This is a genomic window from Rhodococcus sp. Eu-32, from assembly GCF_003336925.1.
Classification (GTDB): domain Bacteria; phylum Actinomycetota; class Actinomycetes; order Mycobacteriales; family Mycobacteriaceae; genus Rhodococcoides; species Rhodococcoides kyotonensis_B.
Genome location: NZ_QGNK01000002.1, coordinates 305,882 through 322,531 on the forward strand (window position 1 = coordinate 305,882; position 16,650 = coordinate 322,531).

General features: G+C 62.2%; 28 protein-coding genes. 16 read left to right on the plus strand and 12 right to left on the minus strand.

Annotation, left to right across the window (positions count from 1 at the left end; all coding sequences use genetic code 11):
- Positions 1-30 precede the first annotated feature (30 nt).
- From DK926_RS04945 to DK926_RS04960, 4 genes are all read right to left on the minus strand, one after another.
- Positions 31-498: a hypothetical protein gene (locus tag DK926_RS04945; RefSeq protein ID WP_114329190.1), complete on the minus strand. Its 468-nt coding sequence runs from the start codon at positions 496-498 to the stop codon at positions 31-33.
- The gene (locus DK926_RS26430) at positions 495-1,043 is read right to left on the minus strand and encodes a hypothetical protein (protein WP_125833379.1); all 549 of its coding nucleotides are present in this window, start codon (positions 1,041-1,043) and stop codon (positions 495-497) included. The genes DK926_RS04945 and DK926_RS26430 overlap by 4 nt, the downstream gene beginning before the upstream one ends.
- Positions 1,024-1,872 carry a hypothetical protein gene (locus DK926_RS04955; RefSeq protein WP_114329194.1) on the minus strand — a complete coding sequence of 283 codons (849 nt, stop codon included), beginning with the start codon at positions 1,870-1,872 and terminating at the stop codon, positions 1,024-1,026. The genes DK926_RS26430 and DK926_RS04955 overlap by 20 nt, the downstream gene beginning before the upstream one ends.
- A gap of 215 nt (positions 1,873-2,087) precedes the next feature.
- The gene (locus DK926_RS04960) at positions 2,088-2,516 is read right to left on the minus strand and encodes a hypothetical protein (RefSeq protein ID WP_114329196.1); all 429 of its coding nucleotides are present in this window, start codon (positions 2,514-2,516) and stop codon (positions 2,088-2,090) included.
- A gap of 182 nt (positions 2,517-2,698) precedes the next feature.
- On the opposite strand from DK926_RS04960, the gene DK926_RS04965 reads away from it, so the two are divergent.
- A complete protein-coding gene (locus DK926_RS04965; protein WP_125833380.1) occupies positions 2,699-3,274 on the plus strand; it encodes a hypothetical protein in 576 nt (191 codons plus the stop codon).
- A gap of 255 nt (positions 3,275-3,529) precedes the next feature.
- Here DK926_RS04965 and DK926_RS04970 read toward each other — a convergent pair whose 3' ends face one another.
- A complete protein-coding gene (locus DK926_RS04970; protein ID WP_114329200.1) occupies positions 3,530-4,429 on the minus strand; it encodes an NADP-dependent oxidoreductase in 900 nt (299 codons plus the stop codon).
- 96 nt (positions 4,430-4,525) lie between these two features.
- Here DK926_RS04970 and DK926_RS04975 point away from each other — a divergent pair, with 96 nt between their 5' ends.
- Positions 4,526-4,897 (plus strand): MerR family transcriptional regulator, encoded by a 372-nt coding sequence (locus DK926_RS04975; RefSeq protein WP_114329202.1) that lies wholly within the window; start codon positions 4,526-4,528, stop codon positions 4,895-4,897.
- 7 nt (positions 4,898-4,904) lie between these two features.
- Here DK926_RS04975 and DK926_RS04980 read toward each other — a convergent pair whose 3' ends face one another.
- Positions 4,905-5,411, minus strand: coding sequence for a DapH/DapD/GlmU-related protein (locus DK926_RS04980; RefSeq protein ID WP_114329204.1), 507 nt, complete (start codon positions 5,409-5,411; stop codon positions 4,905-4,907).
- Positions 5,412-5,543: 132 nt separating this feature from the next.
- Between DK926_RS04980 and DK926_RS04985 the strand changes: the two genes are divergently transcribed.
- Positions 5,544-6,083, plus strand: coding sequence for a GNAT family N-acetyltransferase (locus tag DK926_RS04985; RefSeq protein ID WP_114329206.1), 540 nt, complete (start codon positions 5,544-5,546; stop codon positions 6,081-6,083).
- 45 nt (positions 6,084-6,128) lie between these two features.
- On the opposite strand, the gene DK926_RS04990 is transcribed toward DK926_RS04985, so the two are convergent.
- From DK926_RS04990 to DK926_RS05000, 4 genes are all read right to left on the minus strand, one after another.
- Positions 6,129-6,605 carry a hypothetical protein gene (locus DK926_RS04990; protein ID WP_243636650.1) on the minus strand — a complete coding sequence of 159 codons (477 nt, stop codon included), beginning with the start codon at positions 6,603-6,605 and terminating at the stop codon, positions 6,129-6,131.
- A gap of 136 nt (positions 6,606-6,741) precedes the next feature.
- The gene (locus tag DK926_RS04995; RefSeq protein ID WP_207890740.1) at positions 6,742-7,167 is read right to left on the minus strand and encodes a hypothetical protein; all 426 of its coding nucleotides are present in this window, start codon (positions 7,165-7,167) and stop codon (positions 6,742-6,744) included.
- A 22-nt stretch (positions 7,168-7,189) separates the two neighbouring features.
- Positions 7,190-7,384 carry a hypothetical protein gene (locus DK926_RS26835; RefSeq protein ID WP_207890741.1) on the minus strand — a complete coding sequence of 65 codons (195 nt, stop codon included), beginning with the start codon at positions 7,382-7,384 and terminating at the stop codon, positions 7,190-7,192.
- Positions 7,381-7,743, minus strand: a complete 363-nt coding sequence (locus DK926_RS05000) for a metalloregulator ArsR/SmtB family transcription factor (protein WP_114329210.1) — start codon at positions 7,741-7,743, stop codon at positions 7,381-7,383. The genes DK926_RS26835 and DK926_RS05000 overlap by 4 nt, the downstream gene beginning before the upstream one ends.
- A gap of 239 nt (positions 7,744-7,982) precedes the next feature.
- On the opposite strand from DK926_RS05000, the gene DK926_RS05005 reads away from it, so the two are divergent.
- A complete protein-coding gene (locus tag DK926_RS05005; RefSeq protein ID WP_114329212.1) occupies positions 7,983-8,435 on the plus strand; it encodes a hypothetical protein in 453 nt (150 codons plus the stop codon).
- Between the two features lie 181 nt (positions 8,436-8,616).
- A complete protein-coding gene (locus tag DK926_RS05010; RefSeq protein ID WP_114329214.1) occupies positions 8,617-8,934 on the plus strand; it encodes a hypothetical protein in 318 nt (105 codons plus the stop codon).
- A 1-nt stretch (position 8,935) separates the two neighbouring features.
- Here the strand turns inward: DK926_RS05010 and DK926_RS05015 are convergent, their stop codons facing one another.
- Complete coding sequence (locus tag DK926_RS05015; RefSeq protein ID WP_243636651.1) at positions 8,936-9,361, minus strand: hypothetical protein; 426 nt, start codon at positions 9,359-9,361, stop codon at positions 8,936-8,938.
- Between the two features lie 357 nt (positions 9,362-9,718).
- On the opposite strand from DK926_RS05015, the gene DK926_RS05020 reads away from it, so the two are divergent.
- The 7 genes from DK926_RS05020 to DK926_RS05050 all read left to right on the plus strand — a co-directional run bounded on the left by DK926_RS05020 (position 9,719) and on the right by DK926_RS05050 (position 13,717).
- Entirely contained in the window at positions 9,719-10,132 is a 414-nt protein-coding gene (locus tag DK926_RS05020) for a hypothetical protein (RefSeq protein ID WP_114329218.1), read from the plus strand.
- A 67-nt stretch (positions 10,133-10,199) separates the two neighbouring features.
- Positions 10,200-11,249: a zinc-binding dehydrogenase gene (locus tag DK926_RS05025; protein ID WP_114329219.1), complete on the plus strand. Its 1,050-nt coding sequence runs from the start codon at positions 10,200-10,202 to the stop codon at positions 11,247-11,249.
- An 18-nt stretch (positions 11,250-11,267) separates the two neighbouring features.
- Positions 11,268-11,678 carry a hypothetical protein gene (locus DK926_RS05030; protein WP_243636652.1) on the plus strand — a complete coding sequence of 137 codons (411 nt, stop codon included), beginning with the start codon at positions 11,268-11,270 and terminating at the stop codon, positions 11,676-11,678.
- A gap of 361 nt (positions 11,679-12,039) precedes the next feature.
- Positions 12,040-12,384 carry a hypothetical protein gene (locus tag DK926_RS05035; RefSeq protein WP_243636653.1) on the plus strand — a complete coding sequence of 115 codons (345 nt, stop codon included), beginning with the start codon at positions 12,040-12,042 and terminating at the stop codon, positions 12,382-12,384.
- A gap of 48 nt (positions 12,385-12,432) precedes the next feature.
- Positions 12,433-12,897 carry a hypothetical protein gene (locus DK926_RS05040; RefSeq protein ID WP_114329225.1) on the plus strand — a complete coding sequence of 155 codons (465 nt, stop codon included), beginning with the start codon at positions 12,433-12,435 and terminating at the stop codon, positions 12,895-12,897.
- Positions 12,898-12,998: 101 nt separating this feature from the next.
- Positions 12,999-13,487 carry a DUF2975 domain-containing protein gene (locus DK926_RS05045; RefSeq protein WP_114329227.1) on the plus strand — a complete coding sequence of 163 codons (489 nt, stop codon included), beginning with the start codon at positions 12,999-13,001 and terminating at the stop codon, positions 13,485-13,487.
- Positions 13,487-13,717 (plus strand): helix-turn-helix transcriptional regulator, encoded by a 231-nt coding sequence (locus DK926_RS05050; RefSeq protein ID WP_068422918.1) that lies wholly within the window; start codon positions 13,487-13,489, stop codon positions 13,715-13,717. Before DK926_RS05045 ends, DK926_RS05050 begins: the two co-directional genes overlap by 1 nt.
- Here the strand turns inward: DK926_RS05050 and DK926_RS05055 are convergent.
- Positions 13,697-14,299, minus strand: a complete 603-nt coding sequence (locus tag DK926_RS05055; protein WP_114329229.1) for a hypothetical protein — start codon at positions 14,297-14,299, stop codon at positions 13,697-13,699. The genes DK926_RS05050 and DK926_RS05055 overlap by 21 nt on opposite strands.
- 115 nt (positions 14,300-14,414) lie before the next feature.
- Here DK926_RS05055 and DK926_RS05060 point away from each other — a divergent pair, with 115 nt between their 5' ends.
- The 4 genes from DK926_RS05060 (at position 14,415) to DK926_RS05075 (ending at position 16,639) form a co-directional block, all read left to right on the plus strand.
- Entirely contained in the window at positions 14,415-14,999 is a 585-nt protein-coding gene (locus tag DK926_RS05060; protein ID WP_114329231.1) for a cysteine hydrolase family protein, read from the plus strand.
- A 48-nt stretch (positions 15,000-15,047) separates the two neighbouring features.
- Complete coding sequence (locus DK926_RS05065; RefSeq protein ID WP_243636654.1) at positions 15,048-15,371, plus strand: CHY zinc finger protein; 324 nt, start codon at positions 15,048-15,050, stop codon at positions 15,369-15,371.
- A gap of 12 nt (positions 15,372-15,383) precedes the next feature.
- The gene (locus DK926_RS05070) at positions 15,384-16,097 is read left to right on the plus strand and encodes a M24 family metallopeptidase (protein ID WP_114329236.1); all 714 of its coding nucleotides are present in this window, start codon (positions 15,384-15,386) and stop codon (positions 16,095-16,097) included.
- Between the two features lie 206 nt (positions 16,098-16,303).
- On the plus strand, positions 16,304-16,639 hold the full coding sequence (locus DK926_RS05075; RefSeq protein WP_243636655.1) for a hypothetical protein: 336 nt from the start codon (positions 16,304-16,306) through the stop codon (positions 16,637-16,639).
- Positions 16,640-16,650: the final 11 nt, after the last annotated feature.

The following is a 16,650-nucleotide window of genomic DNA, read 5'->3' on the forward strand; positions in this document are numbered from 1 at the left end:
AGGTCCTGATCGACACGCGAAGGCTATGCATTACAACACAATAGGAGCCTTGGGGAACCACCTAGTGTTCTTAATCAGCTCTTTTCGGACAGCTCTCCAATGGACTTTGTCGCCCCTCTGTCGGGGACGAACAAGACCGTGAGCCTTCCCGAGGATTGAATCACGCTCATCCTCGCTGGCTATCACTCCGCCTCCCGCACTACGCGGTACGCGGGCGGCAAACACTCCGACTCCGTAGGTTCCCCACTCGCACAAGTCATCTCGCGATGCGGGGCAGCGGTTGAGCAATGTATCGATCTGCACCGACATCCCGTCGTTGTCCAGCCTGTACGCGGCAGGGTGCAGGACTGCCTCGCCGGTCATCCAGTCTTTGGTCTCGAAATGAGTCGGGATCTTCTTGACCCGGCGATGCAAATAAACCTCGTCGGCCACCGATACGTCGTCGACGATCCAGGCATCGTCATCCCGTGGTGTTGCCGCGTCTACGAACTGACTCACTGCTCTTGCAGGTTACGCCAGCTCGGGTTGACCATTTCCACCTCTTTCGAAAAAATGTTGAGGTAGTGCTTCAACGCGACTAGAGGAAGCTCATGACTGCTGCCGGTGAACTCGGAATCTTCAATACCGTCAACCGACCACCAGGCATTGCCATTCGCGAGCAAGTCGATCTCGATGGAAAGCTGTGCAGCCTTCCAGTAAAAAATTAAGTCGCCATCATCTGGCGCGATCGACGCGAAGATGGTCTTCGAGGTGAAGAGGTACCTCATCATCTCAGCGGCGCGGGTAAACATTACCTCGTCGATGGACGATTCACGTAAGAATTCTCCAATTTTCTGCTGGCCGTGGTGATATGCCGAGGGCTCGGATCCGTGCACCGATGACGAAGATGCCCATGCAGGAGTTGCTTCTTCCAACTCCAACCACTCGTCGAAAGCCGATGCGGACGCCGAATCTGCACGATACGGCGGGTAACGAAGCGCCCAAGCGCGTGGGACTCGAAGCGGTTCATCTTCTACGGACTCGTTATGCGTGTGAAGACTCATGCTTACCCCATTCCTCCTTCATCGAGTCGCTGCTTGCGCTTTCGAATTTCTCTATCAATAGATCGTGGGCCGAATTCATCAACACTGATACAGCCGCAAATTCGTTGACGGACTCGGTTGCGGTCGAATCGCTGCCATCGGCGCTGCGATAGCGGGCAGTCGCTCTGATTCGGATAGAAGATCCGTGTGTCTTTCCACGGCTCGCTTGCACTGAATAAGTCTTGTCGACGTCATCAACAGCTGATTCTCCCGAGAATCGGATGAAAACCTCGTTCTGCCCCGTCACTACCGACTTATCTGGAATACCTGAGCTCCAACCGGTCATGAAACCGACGGCCCAATTTTCTGGCGGAGTGGCGTCGAACGAATTCGAATATTCACAGCCGCAACCTTGGACTATCACATGCGATTCACTGATCTTGTTCACAACTTGCAAAAAATCATTGTAAACGTTGGTCAATTCAAGAAAAAGTTCCTCGAAGCCCGGATACTTGTTGGCTTGAACCCCACCGTCGAATGTCCATCTCAGCGAAATCTGGTCGAATTGATACGAGATGGCCCTACTCAGAGTGCTATCCGTCTGCACGATTCGCGGGAATGGCCATGAATCGCCTTCGAAAGGGCTGGTAGCCGGGAGCTCAGGCGGCCGTGGCCGCAATGTCTCTTGGCTGACGGCCGGGTAGCTGCCCATCCAGAGTTTCGATAGTTCGAGCGCCAGGGGTAGACCAAGGTCACTTATTGGGGCGTAGTAGACCGTGAGCACCACAGACCGCACAGGTGGCTCGTCATACTGGGGGTTGTTCTTGGTGACCGGCACACCGCCCATCATGGCACAAATCATGTTCTTCGAACGGAAACGCATCACTACTTTTTTTGGTTCAATCGCGAAGATTGTGATCGGACACTAAATCCTGAGGTTTAGCGTCAACTGCGACGTACATGCTCAGCCGGCCGAAACTTCCTGCGACCAGCCCACTTCCTCACTCAGGCGCATAGCCGCACGCTGAATTCGGCGGTTATGGCCCACAACCGTCGAGCCCCCGGTCAACGCTGCTCGGGCATTAAAGAACCGACAGCCTGGCGCTCCGGAAGCAGCAGTGCCGCGATCTCCTGTCGGTGCTGTTCCGACGCCGATGCCTCGTACAGGTTGGTCAGGAGATGTCTCACTACTGCTGCGAAGTCGGGCCAGATCGTCCAGGGCTCCTCGTCCTCCGCACTCCACTCCAGGAACGTGCCGTCTGATGCAGAAAAGACGGTGACCGTTGCCGACAAGGTCCACAAAGGTACGAGGTCGCCCCGCCCCGACTGCTCGATGACGCTGAACGACGGCCCGTCGCCGTCGAGGTGAATGGAGTCGACTTCATACTCCAATGCTGGGTGCACCGCAGCTCCTCCAAGAATTGCCAACGCAACGACCGGTTCCGGCAGGCCTCGTTCGCGAATACGGTGGGTCAACTCTTCCGCACTGAGCATGCCGCCGATGTTATTGCGGCTTCGCCACCCGTGTTCGCATTGTCGCCGAGCAGCAGCCTTCGCCGACGCCGGGCAGTACGCGCCAATAGTTGGCGATGTCATGACCCTCCGGAATGCGGCCCCAAGCCGCGCTATCCACACGGTATGTAACGCAGATCACACACCGGCGATCTGAGGAGGGGGTGACCGAAATATCGGACACGAGTGAACGGATTGCCATGCTCAAGTTACTAACTACTGCAGTAGCTACCGCCATGCTCGTCTTGGGCGTTGCGGGTTGTAGCCAAGAAGAAGGCGCGCCCACAGCGGACCCCGGCGCTGGATCGAACCAGCCCGGCGAACAAGCCTCCCCGGATTCGACGGTCGAGTCGGATTCAGCGAACTCCACCTTCGGGCAGGCGTTTACCTTCCGGGATGGAGTCGCGGTGGGTGTCAGTCCACCCGAGCCTTACTTCCCGAGTGCGTCGGCCTCGACCGACGACCCTACGGGATCTTTTGTTGCATTCACGGTGACGATTGTGAATGGGTCCGACAAGAACTACGACCCGGCACTGTTCTCCGCGTCGCTGCAGAGCGGCAACGCTGAAGGTGATCAAGATTTCGATACCGCCAACGGCATCAGTGGCGCCCCGTCCACCGTCATCCTGCCGTCGAGGGAAAGTCAGTTCAAGATCGCGTTCGAAGCTAGCAATCCTGCGGACCTCGTACTCCAGGTGAGTCCTGGGTTCGAGTACAGAGATGCGATCTTCACCAGTTGAGCAACGCCGTTCGGGGGCCATGGCGCTCAGCCTCAGTCTGCGAACAGGGTCGAACGACAAGGGCTTCAAACAAAATTGAAGCAGAAAGTAATTCCGGAAGGAGGGACAGCGTCGAGTTTCGATTCAGTCCGCTATCAGTTTTTGTAGACGACGTTGTAGGCGGGTCGGCGCCGAATCCTCACTCGAAATTCTCATCCTCACGGCATGCATCGCCTGAGCATTACGACCGGGAGTGAGGATTCGCGAGCCCGGCCGTCAGCCATCGATTCGCAGCACGATCTTCCCGCTACCCGCTTCGGACCGAGCGTGGGCCCGCGCCGCATCGCGGAACGACATGACCTCGCTGACGTGCGGCGTGTAGTGCCCGGCGTCGGCGAAGGCTGCTGCGCGACGCAGTAGAGCCGAATCGTTTTCGGCGTTCACGCTGCGCACCCCCAGTTCGCTCGCACCTTGATGATCAGCGACGGTGACGACATGTGCTGCGCCACCGGCAAGTTCGATCAGCTGGGGAAGCGACCCCGATCCCGCTGCGTCCAAGGCGAAGTCGACGCCCTCGGGAGTTACGGCGCGGACGCGGTCGACGAGTCCGTCGCCGTAGGTCACGGGCGTTACGTCCATGGCACGGAGGCGCTCGTGGTTGGCCTCGCTGGCGGTGCCGACGACGCGCACCCCGTCGGCGACTGCGAAGGCTGCGGCCGCGCTCCTCACAGCGCCGGCGGCACCGTCGACCAGCAGAGTCGAGCCGTGGCCCAGTGCGTCCAACGCTCGTAGCGCGGTCACCGACGCCAGCCCCGCCGCGGCAGCCTCGTCGTCACTCCACACTGCAGGCACCTTCGCCCACGCGGTGAGGACTGCGTACTCGGCGGTCGTGTCGCTGACGCCCCCGAGTCCGAACACCTTGTCGCCGATCGCGACGTCGGTGACACCGTCACCGAGTTCGTCGACGATGCCCACGGCGTCGCGACCAGGGATGGCCGGTAGCTCCAGCGGCAGAACCTCTTTCAGATGCCCTGCGCGCAGGAGTCTGTCGATCGGATTGATGCTGACGGCCAGGACACGAATGCGCACGGAATTCGGTCCGACGTGCGGATCGGGACGCTCGGCGACTTCGAGCACCGAGGGGTCACCGAACGAGTTGTACTGCACTGCGAGCATTGACGGGCCTTCGCCTTCGAATCGAGGAGTATGTTCGAATCAACCGTAGAACCTCTCGTCGATGTCAGGTTCAAGTCTTTGTGAGGGGAGTCACCCATGCGGATAGGCGAATTGGCGCGACGCACGGGGGCCAGCGTCAGATCGCTGCGCTACTACGAGGAGTGCGGCCTGCTGAATTCACGGCGCAGCGGGTCCGGCGCACACCGTGTCTACGACGCCGACGCGGTCGATCGAGTCAGGCTGCTGCGTCAGCTCTATTCGGCCGGCCTGTCGAGCACGGTCATCGCATCGATCCTGCCGTGCGTGGACGCGCCGTCGTCGGATGTCACTCGGGAGTCCATCGCGATCATGCTCGCCGAGCACGACCGTCTCGGTGAACAGATGCAGGCCATCGCCGAGACGCGCACTCAGCTCAGCTACCTCATCGAGCACGCGAACAGGTACCTCGAAACAGCTACGCCTGCATGATGTCTCGTCACTGATCCAGCGTCTTGATCTCCGACGCCGGAACCCCTGCCACCATCGTCCGAGCCGGAACGTCTCGCGTGACGACGGCACCCGCCGCGACGATGGCGTCGTCGCCTACGCTCACCCCTTGCAAGATCATCGCCGACGCGCCGATCCACACGCCTCGCCCGATGACGATGGGTGCCGACGTGATACCCGTCCGCCGCTCGTCCGGGCCGATCGGATGGCCCGAGGTGATGAGGCTGACGCTGGGGCCGATCATGACGTCGTCGCCGATGTCGATTCCGCCGATGTCGTTGAAACGGCAACCCTGATTGACGAAGACGTTGCGGCCGACGGTGATGTTGATTCCATGATCCGAATAGACCGGCGGGATGAGATGAAAGGACTCGTCGACGGTTCTGCCGGTCAGCTCGCTCCATGCCGCGCGAATCGCATCCTGCTCGGCATAACGCAGTAAATTCAGGTCCTCGGTCAGTCGGATCGCGCGTTGGACTCGTTCGACGAAGCTCACCCCAGCATCCTCGTCGGTCCATGGCTCGCGGACAAGGCTCCCCGTTCCGGTCGAAATGTCGCCTGAAAATTTCGGACCGCATGGCTCGCGCTAAGCTGGCGGGGGCTTACGGCCCGATGAAAGGATTCACCCGTGGCAACGATCAGACCCGGAACTGCCTCTGACGCAAGCGAAATCGGCGAGATCTTCAGCGAGGCATTCGACGGTGATCCGGTATGGGCAGCGCATCTCCCCGATGCGTCGACGCGACGCCGCGCGCTCGCCGAGTTCTACGCAAGCGAGGTCGAGGGCACACCCGAGCACGTGGACGTCGCAGTCGACGAGGACGGAAAGTTGCTCGGCGCGCTGATATGGGAACCTCCCGGCCCCCGCGACGAGTCCCGGAGCTTCAGTCCTACCGAAGTCGGTCAGGCACATGATCGAGCGATCGAAGATCAACGACCGGACGAACCGCACTGGTACATCCACGACATCGCTACATCGGCGCGAGCCCGAGGCACAGGAGTGGGCACGTCGCTGATTCAGTATCGTCTGGACGAAATCGGTTCCGCACCAGCTTTTCTCGAATCCACGACGCCCGCAAGCCGACGACTGTACGAACGATTCGGTTTCGAAGCCCGCATCACCGACGGGATGATTCCCGGCTCGTCGGCGATGATCCGCCGCGCGTGATGGTGAAACAACACCTGCCGACAGATTTTCGCGAATTCGGACGAGTCAGGCGACCGTGAATCTGACGGTGTTCGCCAAGGGGTTCAGGTAGGTCGTGCTCACCGCGTTGGGCGCGACGACGACCGAGCCGCCACCTGATGGCATCGGGAACGTGACCTGGCCGGTCAGAGGAACGAACGCCCGTGAGTCGGAGGGAAGCAGAATCGACGGATTTCCGCTCCCTGCGCCGTCGGAACCAGAGGCAGACAGGTAGTTCACAGAGATGGCGTTGTGACACTGGGTTGTGAAGAAGGGCAGCCACGTCACACTCACCGTCACCATTCCTGGCCGGTCGTGCGGCGTATGTACGAAGCCCGTCAACTGTCCGCTGCACGGCACCGAAAAGTTCACACCCAGTGAGTACGCCACCGGAAGCGGAGTGACGTCCTGGTGATGTGCGTGCGCCAATGCAGGCGCACCGACAGCCGACACCACCACTGCACCGGCAATTGCTGCCAACCTCGCCACCGCTGTCTTGATCATGGGAACGGACATTACAGGCCAGGCAAATCGGGCATTCCGCTCGTCGACTGTTCGAATGACTCACTTCCCGGGTTCGTCGTCCCCAAATATGCGCCGCGCTTGCTCCCTGACTTACAACCCGGCGAACGAGATTGGTTCAGGACACATCGGGGTCGTAGAACTTCGTGGTTGCCTCGACCGCGGCCGCGACATGCCCTGGTTCGCCACCGGCTGCGAGGTGCGCCTCACCCCACGCCGCAGCACTGCATCGGATGAATTCACGTGCTTCGGAGGACTTTTCGAGCTCCTCATGCGCGACGGTTTCGTCGCCGTGCAACAGACGGGACAGCGCGAGGAGGAACAAATCCCAGCCGACGCCGCCTGAGCCGGGGCCATACGTCGGGAAGAGAGGCTCTTCGAGAACTACTGCGTGGACCAGCTCGAGTTCGGTGTCATCGGCCGGGCCTGGAGTCAGGCGCACACGCACCTCGCTGGTGCCGGGCCACGCGTCGGCCTCGGGCCCGAAGAGCCAGGACACCTCGAGGACATGCGGTGGCTCGCACGCGAGGATCTCGCGGCTCACCTCCGTCGAGTTCGAACTTTCCTCAGAGTCGCAGATCGCCGGTCACCGGCTTCAACCATCGTTGCAGCCGTTCGGGTTTGGTGATGGCGTCCCAGACGTCGTCGACATACGCGTCGTATCGACGACGGATCTCGATGGTGTACGCCTCGCCGGCGGGCACGCTGCCGCTGCCCATTGTGCGGCGTGCGGCGGCGAGTTCGTCCAGTACGTCTTTCACGGTGTCGTTCCCTTCGATGATCGATCGGCATTGGTTCGAGCTGCACGCTTCCCTCGGGCCAGCTCTGTCCCCAGAGCGTCGAGGCGCTGATCCCAGAACCGACGGAACCGGTCGAGCCAGACGTCGACCTCATGCAGTCGAGCGGGCTCAGCGGCGTAGAACCGGCGAGTGCCGTCAGCCCGAACCGATGCGAAGCCGTTGTTGCGCAACACCCTCAGATGCTGCGAGACGCCTGGTTGAGAGATTCCGAACTCGGACCGGATGACGTCCGTGATCGCACCGGAGGTCTGCTCACCGTCGGCGAGCAGTTCGAGAATTCGCCGACGCACCGGGTCGCCGAGGATGTCGAACGCGTGCATGGCGACAGCAATACCGTCTTTGACTTATATAAGCTCTAGCTACAACATCTGCGCGTTACTTTTCGGATCCACCGCGCCGAGTCTCCGCTCGGTCCATATTGTGCCCGGTGACGCGTCGATGCCGGTGCGATCGACGACGACGCAGGAACTGGCGGTACGAGGGACAGGAAGAGGCAGATGTCGGTTCTCGATGACACGATGAGGCGAATGCTGCTGAGCGCGAGCGCTGTCGCAGTATTGTGGGAGGAATTGCTGCTTGCTCACCGACCGGAGAGATCGATTCACCGCAATCGAACGCACTTGTTCGGCCCACCCAGTTCGCCGCAGCACCCGAACCTGTCAACGATCCCGAGCCCACTCCTGAGCAGCTCACGGTTCTCTTCCGCGCGTCCTACGACTATTCGATTCGTGAGGAAGATCGGGCGCGCCTCATCGAGGGTCCCAGCGACGGCAACCTTTCCCTCGCCCGTGAATGGGGCGCGCAGCACGACCCTCAACAAGTCGAGTTCATCTCCGCTGTCCCCGTCGGCCCCGACGCAGTGGAGGCGTCCGGTCAGGCCACTTTTCTCGGCGCGGAGCCCTATCCAGTGGGGCCGATCCCGTTCGTGCGCTCGGACGGCGAATGGAAAGTGTCCCGCACTTTCGTGTGCGGAATGATGGGACTATCTGCGGCACAGCATCTTTGCCAATGACGGCCGTTGCGCAACCGAACGGGAGTGATGTCCCACTCGCGCACTGACGACACGGGAATCCGGTTGAGATCAGCGCAAGTGGGACATCGCGTTCGAAACCTGTGACCGCTGAGAAACTCCGTCGCTTCGTGCGCCGGTCCCGATTAGTCTCATGGCGCCCCAGTGAGAACAGGAACGCGACATGAGCATTGGCGAGGACGAACTCCCGGACGACGCACGCCCGACCGCGGATGACGGTCCGTTCACCGTCATCGTCGATGGCGAAACCTTCACCGTGACAGCACGACCGGGAGAATCCGGCTCGTACGACTACACCTGGGAATCCGGACCGAACGAGGGCTATGGCTACTCCAGCTCCCTGTGCAAGGCCTACCCCAGCGTGCTGGATCGTGCGAACGACCCCTCCGCATTCGAGCCGTCGTCAGTGGCCGAACACCGCGAGTCGATCAGAGACTTCCTGCTCCAGATCAACCCTGACACTGGCTACATCGGCGACTGACTCAGGCGACCGTGAATCTGACCGTGTTCGCCAACGGATCCAAGTACGTCGTACTCACCCCGTTGGTCGTCACAGTCATCGATCCTCCACCCGATGCCATGGGGAACGTGATCTGCCCGGTCAGCGGCTGGAAAGCCCGCGACTCGAACGGCAGCAGGATCAGGCGCGTACCACTACCCTCGCCGTTTTCGCCCACTGCGGACCAGTAGTTCACGAATATCGCGTTGTGACACTGACCTGTGAAGAACGGTAGCCACGACACCGACACCGTCACGTGCCCGGGGTTGTCGTGCGGCGTATGAACAGCGCCGGTGAGTTGTCCGCTGCACGGCACCGAGAACTGTTCTCCCAGCGAGTACGCCACCGGAAGTGGCGTGAACTCCTGATGATGCGCGTGCGCTGACGACGGCGCGCCGACAGCCGTCACGGCAACAGCGCCAGCGATGACCGCGCAACGCTTTACCATTCTTTTAATCACGATCGGGGACATTACAGGGCGACCGGCCGTACCGTCGGGAACAGCCTGCGCCGACGACAACCCCGTCGGCAGGCTGGTGTTGCCAGCTCCAGCTCTCCGCAACGAAATGTCCCGACGCGCCCACCTCCACCCCGGGATGCGCCTTGGGTGATTGTGCGGGAGCGACGGAGCCGGACCAGGCTCGGTGTCGCGGTAGCTCTTATTTCGATCTCCGCCCGAGAACACGATCCGATCACTTCGATCCCATGGAGGACGCGCGCGGGTCAGACTGAGGCTTCGTGACCGTAGCCGACGATCGGAGACCGGATGAAGCCTCTCGCCAGGGCCGCGTCTGCGATTGCGGCGGCCGTGATCGCGATCCTGGTCGGTTTCGGCCTCGGCTCCGTCGCACACGCGAACCCACCCGTCGACCCGGTCAGCGCCCTGCAGGAAGCCGGCGTTCCCACCGAGGTCGCCGCGTTGGCAGCGCAGCCGAGCGTCGTGGGCGTCGACGCCGTGAGGTTCGAATTGCGCGGCGATGCCGTCGTCGATCACGCGGCCCAGCGCGTGACGGTGACGCTCGGCGGGCCGTCCGTACACATCGGTTGGGCGAACCTGCGTACGGGAGATGCGGGGATCAGCGATCGGGCAGGCGTGCTGCCCACCGGCGCCGGGCCGGTGGTGATCGTCGTCTACGGGGACGGCGGTCCTGGTCCCACGGCTGCACTGATTCGGGTGTAATTCACTTACTTGACAAGCTGAAGAGTAAGATGGCCTCGCCGAACCCCGTCGAGAAAGTGGCCACGTCATGCCCGAAACGAACGCCAATCGCTACGTCCACATCGTCGCTCCCAAGCAAGCCGAGACCGTCGAAGAGACGCGCATGCCGGAGCCGTCCGAATTCGGCGTCGTCGTCGCGATCACCTACTGCGGAATCTGCGCGACGGATACACACGGCTACGCGTCGGCTGCGCTGCCGCCGGCGGTGTTCGGGCACGAGTGGACCGGGAAGGTGCTGGCCATCGGATCGGGCGTGACGACGGTGACCGTCGGGCAGCGCGTCGTGGCAGGCGTCGGGCCTGCGTGCGGCAAGTGCCCCATGTGCACCGCCGGTCATGCGGCGCACTGCGATCTCGCCTTCGCCGAGGCCAACGGCATCACCGACGACGCACCCGTCCACGGCGGCTTCGGCACGGTGTTGGCAGTGTCCGAGCGTCGTGTCGTCCCCGTTCCCGACGCGCTGTCCGACGAAGAGGCTGCCCTCGTCGAACCTGCCACCGTCACGTTCCACGCCGTCAAGCGCACGGCGATGAAGGTGGGATCGACGGTGGTCGTGCAGGGCGCAGGCCCCATCGGACTCCTCACCGCACAGCACGCGCGCAACAGCGGCGCGGGACGTGTCATCGTGTCGGAGCCGTCGCAGGCGCGTCGCGACGCGGCCGTGAAGCTGTGGTTCCGCGATGTGGTCGAGCCGTCGGAACTCGCGGATGTCCTGAAGGCCGCGACCAACGGACTCGGTGCCGACGTGCTGTTCGAATGCACCGGCGTCGCACAGCTTTTCCAGCCGTCGGCCGAGTTGGTGCGCCGCGGCGGAATACTGTCGCTGCTCGGCTACCCGGGCACGGACTCCCAGGTCAGCTACGGCGACTGGCAGAGTCGCGAGCTGACGGTCATCGGATCGCTCGCCTATTCGCACGAGGACTTCGTCGGATCGATGACGGCGATCGCCGAGGGCCGCGTCGACGTGCTGTCACTGCACACCGGAACCATCGGCTTGGGTGAGTTGACCGCAATGTTCGACGAATTGGATTCGGGCAAGAGCGTGCACGCGAAGGTTCTGGTGGATCCTCGGCGGTAGGTCGTACACACTGTGGTCGTGAGGAAACTGTCGACCGCAGCAATCTTGGCCGTGCTCGGCGCCGCAGGACTGTTCAACGGAGTGTCCCTGGTGACCGATTCTTCGGGCCGTTCGCTGGGATTGCGCGTCGACATGCTCCCGTCGTGGCACACGTGGGACTACCGCTACTCGGGCCTGTTCGTGCTGGTGTTCCTCGGGATGTTGCCGCTCCTCTGCGCGACGGCGTTGCTCGTCGACATCACCGGTGCATCCACTGCAGCCGGACTGATCGGGGCTTTGGCCATCGGGTGGGTGCTGTGGCAGATCCTCGTGCTCGACCTGTGGGTCCCGAGGGCGCACCTCGCGTTGATCGTCGCCGGTGCGGCTTTGGTTCTTCTGTCGGGAATCTCGTTGCGCCGCAGGCGCTCAGCTCAGGACACGTTCAAGTAAGGCGTCCACGCCACGAACGAACGGCCCATGGATGTGCACGTGAGCTGACCCTTGACGCCGATTTCGCACGTCGCACCGCCGTAGCTGAGTGTTACGTGGTCGCCTGCTGCGGAATCCTCACGTCGATTCCTGATTCTCATCCAATGCATCGCGTGAGGATTGGAGGAGCGGGTGAGGATTTTCCCGGAGGGCTGGCCCGGTGGGCATGAATTCGCCGAGCCGCGTCACTGAACACCAGCCGTAACACCCTGGGCAGAATTTCCGACCCATCGGTATGAACTTGTTGCGCGTCACTCTCTCCGCCCTCGCTGCGTGCGCCGTAGGAACGCTTGCTGCCGCTCCGAGTGCATCTGCTGAAGTAGTGGATCTGACGATCCTGCCGGGTCTCAGCGCCGGACCGACCACGCCTTTCGGCGCCGGATGCACGTATCTCGTAGTGGCCCGCACCGAGAACTTGACGGAGCCGCGCACGGACATCGTCGACTACACCAACGAATCGGTCATGCTCCCACAGGAACTCGCGTGGAACTTCGACCCGTACTACAGCACGCCGGTCATCCTCGGGCACAAGGTGACGCTGTGGACACCCACCGCACCGGGCTCCCATTCGTTGATGGCCTACCAAACGTCTGCCGGCGGTCCGGTCCAGACGGTCACCGTGAATCCCGCGATCCCTGTTGGCCCAGGGTGCATCGTTGCACCTTGATGGTCATCACGACTCACCCAGCACAGACCACTTGACGGAAGGCACAGCATGTCCGCGTTCAAGTTGCGCAGAACCGTTGCCCGCGTTGTCGCCGTTGCAGCCGTGGCCGGGGCGACTGTGATTGCCCCTTCCTCTGTCGCCCAGGCCGACACCGTGAACTTCTCCCCGATCATCACGTTCGGACGCGGGCTCGTCGTCGGCGAGCTCGCTGCCTGCGTCGGTTACATCGATGTCCGAGCAGCATCGGACTACGACGCTCCGTATCCCCCGAACTACCTGACCTTCACGACGCACTTCATCGGCGTCTCGCGAGTCTGCTTGGTGGACGGCACAATCGAGTGGCGCAACCTCGACACGGGACAAACCGGAAGCAGGCCATGGGCCGTCAGTGGGTGGGACGGGCCGAATGCGCGCACCATTGCGTCCATCGAAACGGGTCCCGGACGCGTGAGCGTCACGGTGAACACGACCTCCCCCCACATCCCGAGCCGCGGACAGTTCACCGCGTCCTGACCGAGAACCCTGAATCACGCACTTCCCTTTCCGCCGCACTGATGGCATCATCTATCGATAATCGATAGTTTTGTATCGGAGCTCGATAGGAAGGACCTGCCATGGGACGGATCGTCGTCGCAGCTCTCCGAGTCGTCATCGCGCTCGCGCTTGCGGGCTCGGTGTTCGTGCAAGCCGTCATGGTGCCGTTGACGTGGATCGATCTCGACGACGCGCCCGCCTCGGTGCGTGTACCGCTGGTCGTGATCGTCGTGCTCGGGATCGTCACCCTCCAAATCGTCGCGATCTGCGTGTGGAAGCTACTGACGCTGGTCCGCAAGGGAACCGTGTTCTCCACCAAATCTTTTCGGTTCGTCGACGTCATCATCGGCGCGGTGACGGCAGCTGCCGTTCTTGCGTTCGCTCTCGCGGTGGTGTTGGCTCCGGGCGAAGCGGTACCGCCTGGAATCGTCGGCTTGATCTGCGGCGCATCGTTGGTGATCGGAGGAGTTGCGTTGCTGGTCCTCGTGCTGAGAATGCTGCTGGCACAGGCGGTTGCGCGCGATACCGAAGCCACCAAGCTGCAGTCCGAACTCGACGAAGTCATCTGATGCCCATCGTCATCGACATCGACGTCATGCTCGCGCGTCGGAAAATGTCCGTCGGCACTCTCGCCGAACTCGTCGGCGTGACGCCTGCCAACATCGCCGTGCTGAAGAACGGGCGCGCCAAGGCCGTTCGCTTCACGACACTCGAAGCGCTCTGCGAAGCACTGGACTGCCAGCCCGGTGACCTACTTCGGTGGGAGCCCGCTTCCGACCTACGAATCGCCGACGCGTAAGCCCGGATCCGTTGCGACGGTGATCATCTGGTCTCGCGTGAGTACATCACTCGACACATCGATCTTGCTGCCGTCCGGCACGTAAGCGATAACGCGGCGATCGGAGATGTCCAGAACGATTCCATCGTCGTCAGTACGTCGTTCGTCGACGGTTCCGGCGAAACAAGGGCCGGGCCCGTCGTCGGAGTGCAGCACCCGCACGACCAGCTGACCGTCGTAACCGTCGACGGACACCTTTCCGACCGCGGTTACTTCCTCCCCGCCGGTTGTTGACTCGAAAGCGAACGGAGGCCACGACGGATCCTGTTCGACGACGACGCCCTCCGGCACCGACTGCACCAACGCGTCGGACAGTGCTTGTATCTCTGGTTCGGACAGCCAGGAAGCGTCGCCGCCACCAACAATCCCACCATTGATGCGCTCCATCTCCTCCGGTTGGATGACCTCGTCGCATCCGGGGATCGAGATTGCGTCGGACTGCGGCTCGTTCAACAGACCCGCGACGACGGTGCCCGCCGCGACGATTCCGACGATCACTGCCGCCGTCGACCATGCAGATCCGCGTGCGCTTTCGGTGCTCATGGATGCAATCGTATGGGTGCCGCTGTAGCTGCAACTCGCATGCAACCAAAGCCTGGATACGCTCGAGCCGGGCGAGAGTGGAGCCTGCAGGAACGAACCAATTCAGGAGGCAGACATGACCGAACCCGTGACCCTGCGCCAGCTCACCGGCCTACCCGATGCTCCGGCTGCGCTGAGCGACTCCACCCTTGTGATGATCGACTGCCAGAACACGTACACCGAGGGTGTGCTCGAACTGGAGAACGTTCAGCCCGCTTTGGATGCTGCGGCAACGCTGCTCGATCGTGCGCGACGCGCAGGCACCCCGATCGTGCACATCATGCACGACGCGGGCGTCGGAACCCCGTACGACGTCACGGCCGACATCGGCCAAATCGTTGACCGCGTCGCACCCCAGGGCGACGAGAAGGTCATCGTCAAGAACTTCCCGAATTCGTTCGTCGGCACCGACCTCGACGACACGTTGAAGGCGCTCGGCCAAGACAAATTGGTGTTGGCGGGCTTCATGACTCACATGTGCATCAATTCCAGTGCGCGTGGGGCGTTCAGTCTCGGATATCAGCCGACGGTCGTCGCAAGTGCAACCGCAACACGACGCCTTCCCGACGCGGCCGCCTCGGCTCTGCAGGTAGCAAGCCTCGCCGCGATCTCGGATCTGTTCGGCGTCGTCGCTCCCGACGTCGCGTCCATACCCGACTGATCTGTAAGGTGCGTCGAAACCCGCGCACACCCGATGGGAGGGCACGACATGGTCACCGTGCACGGACCCACCGTCGACGATCAGACAAGATGCATCCATTACGCGACGGCCCTCGACATCGTCGCGATGGAGTTCCACTGCTGCGGCAAGTTCTATCCGTGCTACCTGTGCCACGACGGGACCGAGGATCATGCGCGGACCGTCTGGCCTGCGGATACCTTCGACTCCCCCGCGGTTCTGTGCGGCGCATGTCGAACTCGCATCAGCATCGAGAGCTACCTGAACGTCACCGAATGCCCGCACTGCTCTTCGGCATTCAATCCGGGGTGCAGGCTCCACAGTCACCTCTACTTCGACACGCAGACCGGTTGATAGATTCGGGGCATGGCCGCCCCCGTCGAGGACGAACAGACCCGAGTCGCGAAGCTGATCGACGCCCAGGCAAAAGCCGTCGCACTGTTCGACGCCATCACCGACTACGGCTTGATCCGCGCCGGTGCGGAGGAGAAGCAGGTCAGCGACGAGATCCGCGACCTCGCGTCGGACATGTTCGGAACCACCAAGTTCTGGCACAAGCGCATCGTGCGCAGCGGCGTCAACACGCTCGAGCCCTACCGCCAGAACCCGCCGAACAGGACGATCGCCGACGACGACATCGTCTTCTGCGATTTCGGCCCGATCTTCGAGCAGTGGGAAGCCGACTTCGGCCGCACCTACGTCTTGGGTGACGACCCGATCAAACACCGATTGCGCGATGCCCTCCCGACGGTGTTCGATGCCGGTCGAGCCCACTTCGAGGCCCATCCCGACATCACCGGGGAGCAGCTGTACGCCCGCGTCGTCGAACTCGCCGAAGAGTCCGGGTGGGAGTTCGGAGGCTCCATCGCAGGGCATCTCGTCGGTGAATTCCCCCACGAAAAGATCGCCGGCGAGGAGATCGGTTCCTACATCGCGACTGGGAGCGACCGACCGATGCGCCGCAACGACCGATCCGGGCGCCGATGCCACTGGATCCTTGAGATTCACCTCGTCGACCGCGAGCGCGGAATCGGCGGGTTCTACGAGGAGCTGCTCGACCTGGGGCATGGGTCGGTTTGATCGGAGGGAGTCGGCACCGGTCCCGACTCACGAAAGCCGTTGTGGCCTTGACACTTGACCTCGAGTCCGCTTCAGGTTCTACCGTTGCGTGCATGAATTCGACGCGCCCGATGCAACCACCCGAACGTCAGCCTCTCGGATTTTGGACCGTCCGCGCAGGCGAGGCTATTCGTCGACGCACGCAGGGCGCATTACGCGACATTGGTATGACACAACCCGAATGGTGGCTGCTACACCAGATTTCGCTCCATCCCGGCGGTGTCGCCCGCAACGCGACGGTCGAGAAGATCGGACACAACGACACACCCCGGGCGATCGTCGACGCCATCGAATCGGCCATGTCGAAAGGGTGGATTTCCGCATCGACTTCGATGTTGACGTTCACCGTTGCTGGTGCGGAGCAGTTCACTCGCGCGGAAACGTTGCAGCGCGAACTGCAGACCGAGCGCATGCAGGGCATCACCGAAGACGAATTCGCAACGACAATTCTGGTCCTGCAGCGCACGATCGAGAACGTCGGAGGCGACGCCTGGCACTGGTGATGCCGTCGGCC

Coding starts and splice junctions, on each gene's coding strand:
- DK926_RS05060 (WP_114329231.1), top strand. CDS start 14,415: ATGACCGAACCCGTGACCCTGCGCCAGCTCACCGGCCTACCCGATGCT.
- DK926_RS04970 (WP_114329200.1), bottom strand. CDS start 4,429: ATGCTCGCAGTGCAGTACAACTCGTTCGGTGACCCCTCGGTGCTCGAA.
- DK926_RS04955 (WP_114329194.1), bottom strand. CDS start 1,872: ATGATGGGCGGTGTGCCGGTCACCAAGAACAACCCCCAGTATGACGAG.
- DK926_RS05075 (WP_243636655.1), top strand. CDS start 16,304: ATGACACAACCCGAATGGTGGCTGCTACACCAGATTTCGCTCCATCCC.
- DK926_RS05050 (WP_068422918.1), top strand. CDS start 13,487: ATGCCCATCGTCATCGACATCGACGTCATGCTCGCGCGTCGGAAAATG.
- DK926_RS04975 (WP_114329202.1), top strand. CDS start 4,526: ATGCGGATAGGCGAATTGGCGCGACGCACGGGGGCCAGCGTCAGATCG.
- DK926_RS05000 (WP_114329210.1), bottom strand. CDS start 7,743: ATGCACGCGTTCGACATCCTCGGCGACCCGGTGCGTCGGCGAATTCTC.
- DK926_RS04990 (WP_243636650.1), bottom strand. CDS start 6,605: ATGATCAAGACAGCGGTGGCGAGGTTGGCAGCAATTGCCGGTGCAGTG.
- DK926_RS26430 (WP_125833379.1), bottom strand. CDS start 1,043: ATGAGTCTTCACACGCATAACGAGTCCGTAGAAGATGAACCGCTTCGA.
- DK926_RS05055 (WP_114329229.1), bottom strand. CDS start 14,299: ATGAGCACCGAAAGCGCACGCGGATCTGCATGGTCGACGGCGGCAGTG.
- DK926_RS05010 (WP_114329214.1), top strand. CDS start 8,617: ATGAGCATTGGCGAGGACGAACTCCCGGACGACGCACGCCCGACCGCG.
- DK926_RS05020 (WP_114329218.1), top strand. CDS start 9,719: ATGAAGCCTCTCGCCAGGGCCGCGTCTGCGATTGCGGCGGCCGTGATC.
- DK926_RS04960 (WP_114329196.1), bottom strand. CDS start 2,516: ATGCTCAGTGCGGAAGAGTTGACCCACCGTATTCGCGAACGAGGCCTG.
- DK926_RS05025 (WP_114329219.1), top strand. CDS start 10,200: ATGCCCGAAACGAACGCCAATCGCTACGTCCACATCGTCGCTCCCAAG.
- DK926_RS05040 (WP_114329225.1), top strand. CDS start 12,433: ATGTCCGCGTTCAAGTTGCGCAGAACCGTTGCCCGCGTTGTCGCCGTT.
- DK926_RS05070 (WP_114329236.1), top strand. CDS start 15,384: ATGGCCGCCCCCGTCGAGGACGAACAGACCCGAGTCGCGAAGCTGATC.
- DK926_RS05065 (WP_243636654.1), top strand. CDS start 15,048: ATGGTCACCGTGCACGGACCCACCGTCGACGATCAGACAAGATGCATC.
- DK926_RS05045 (WP_114329227.1), top strand. CDS start 12,999: ATGGGACGGATCGTCGTCGCAGCTCTCCGAGTCGTCATCGCGCTCGCG.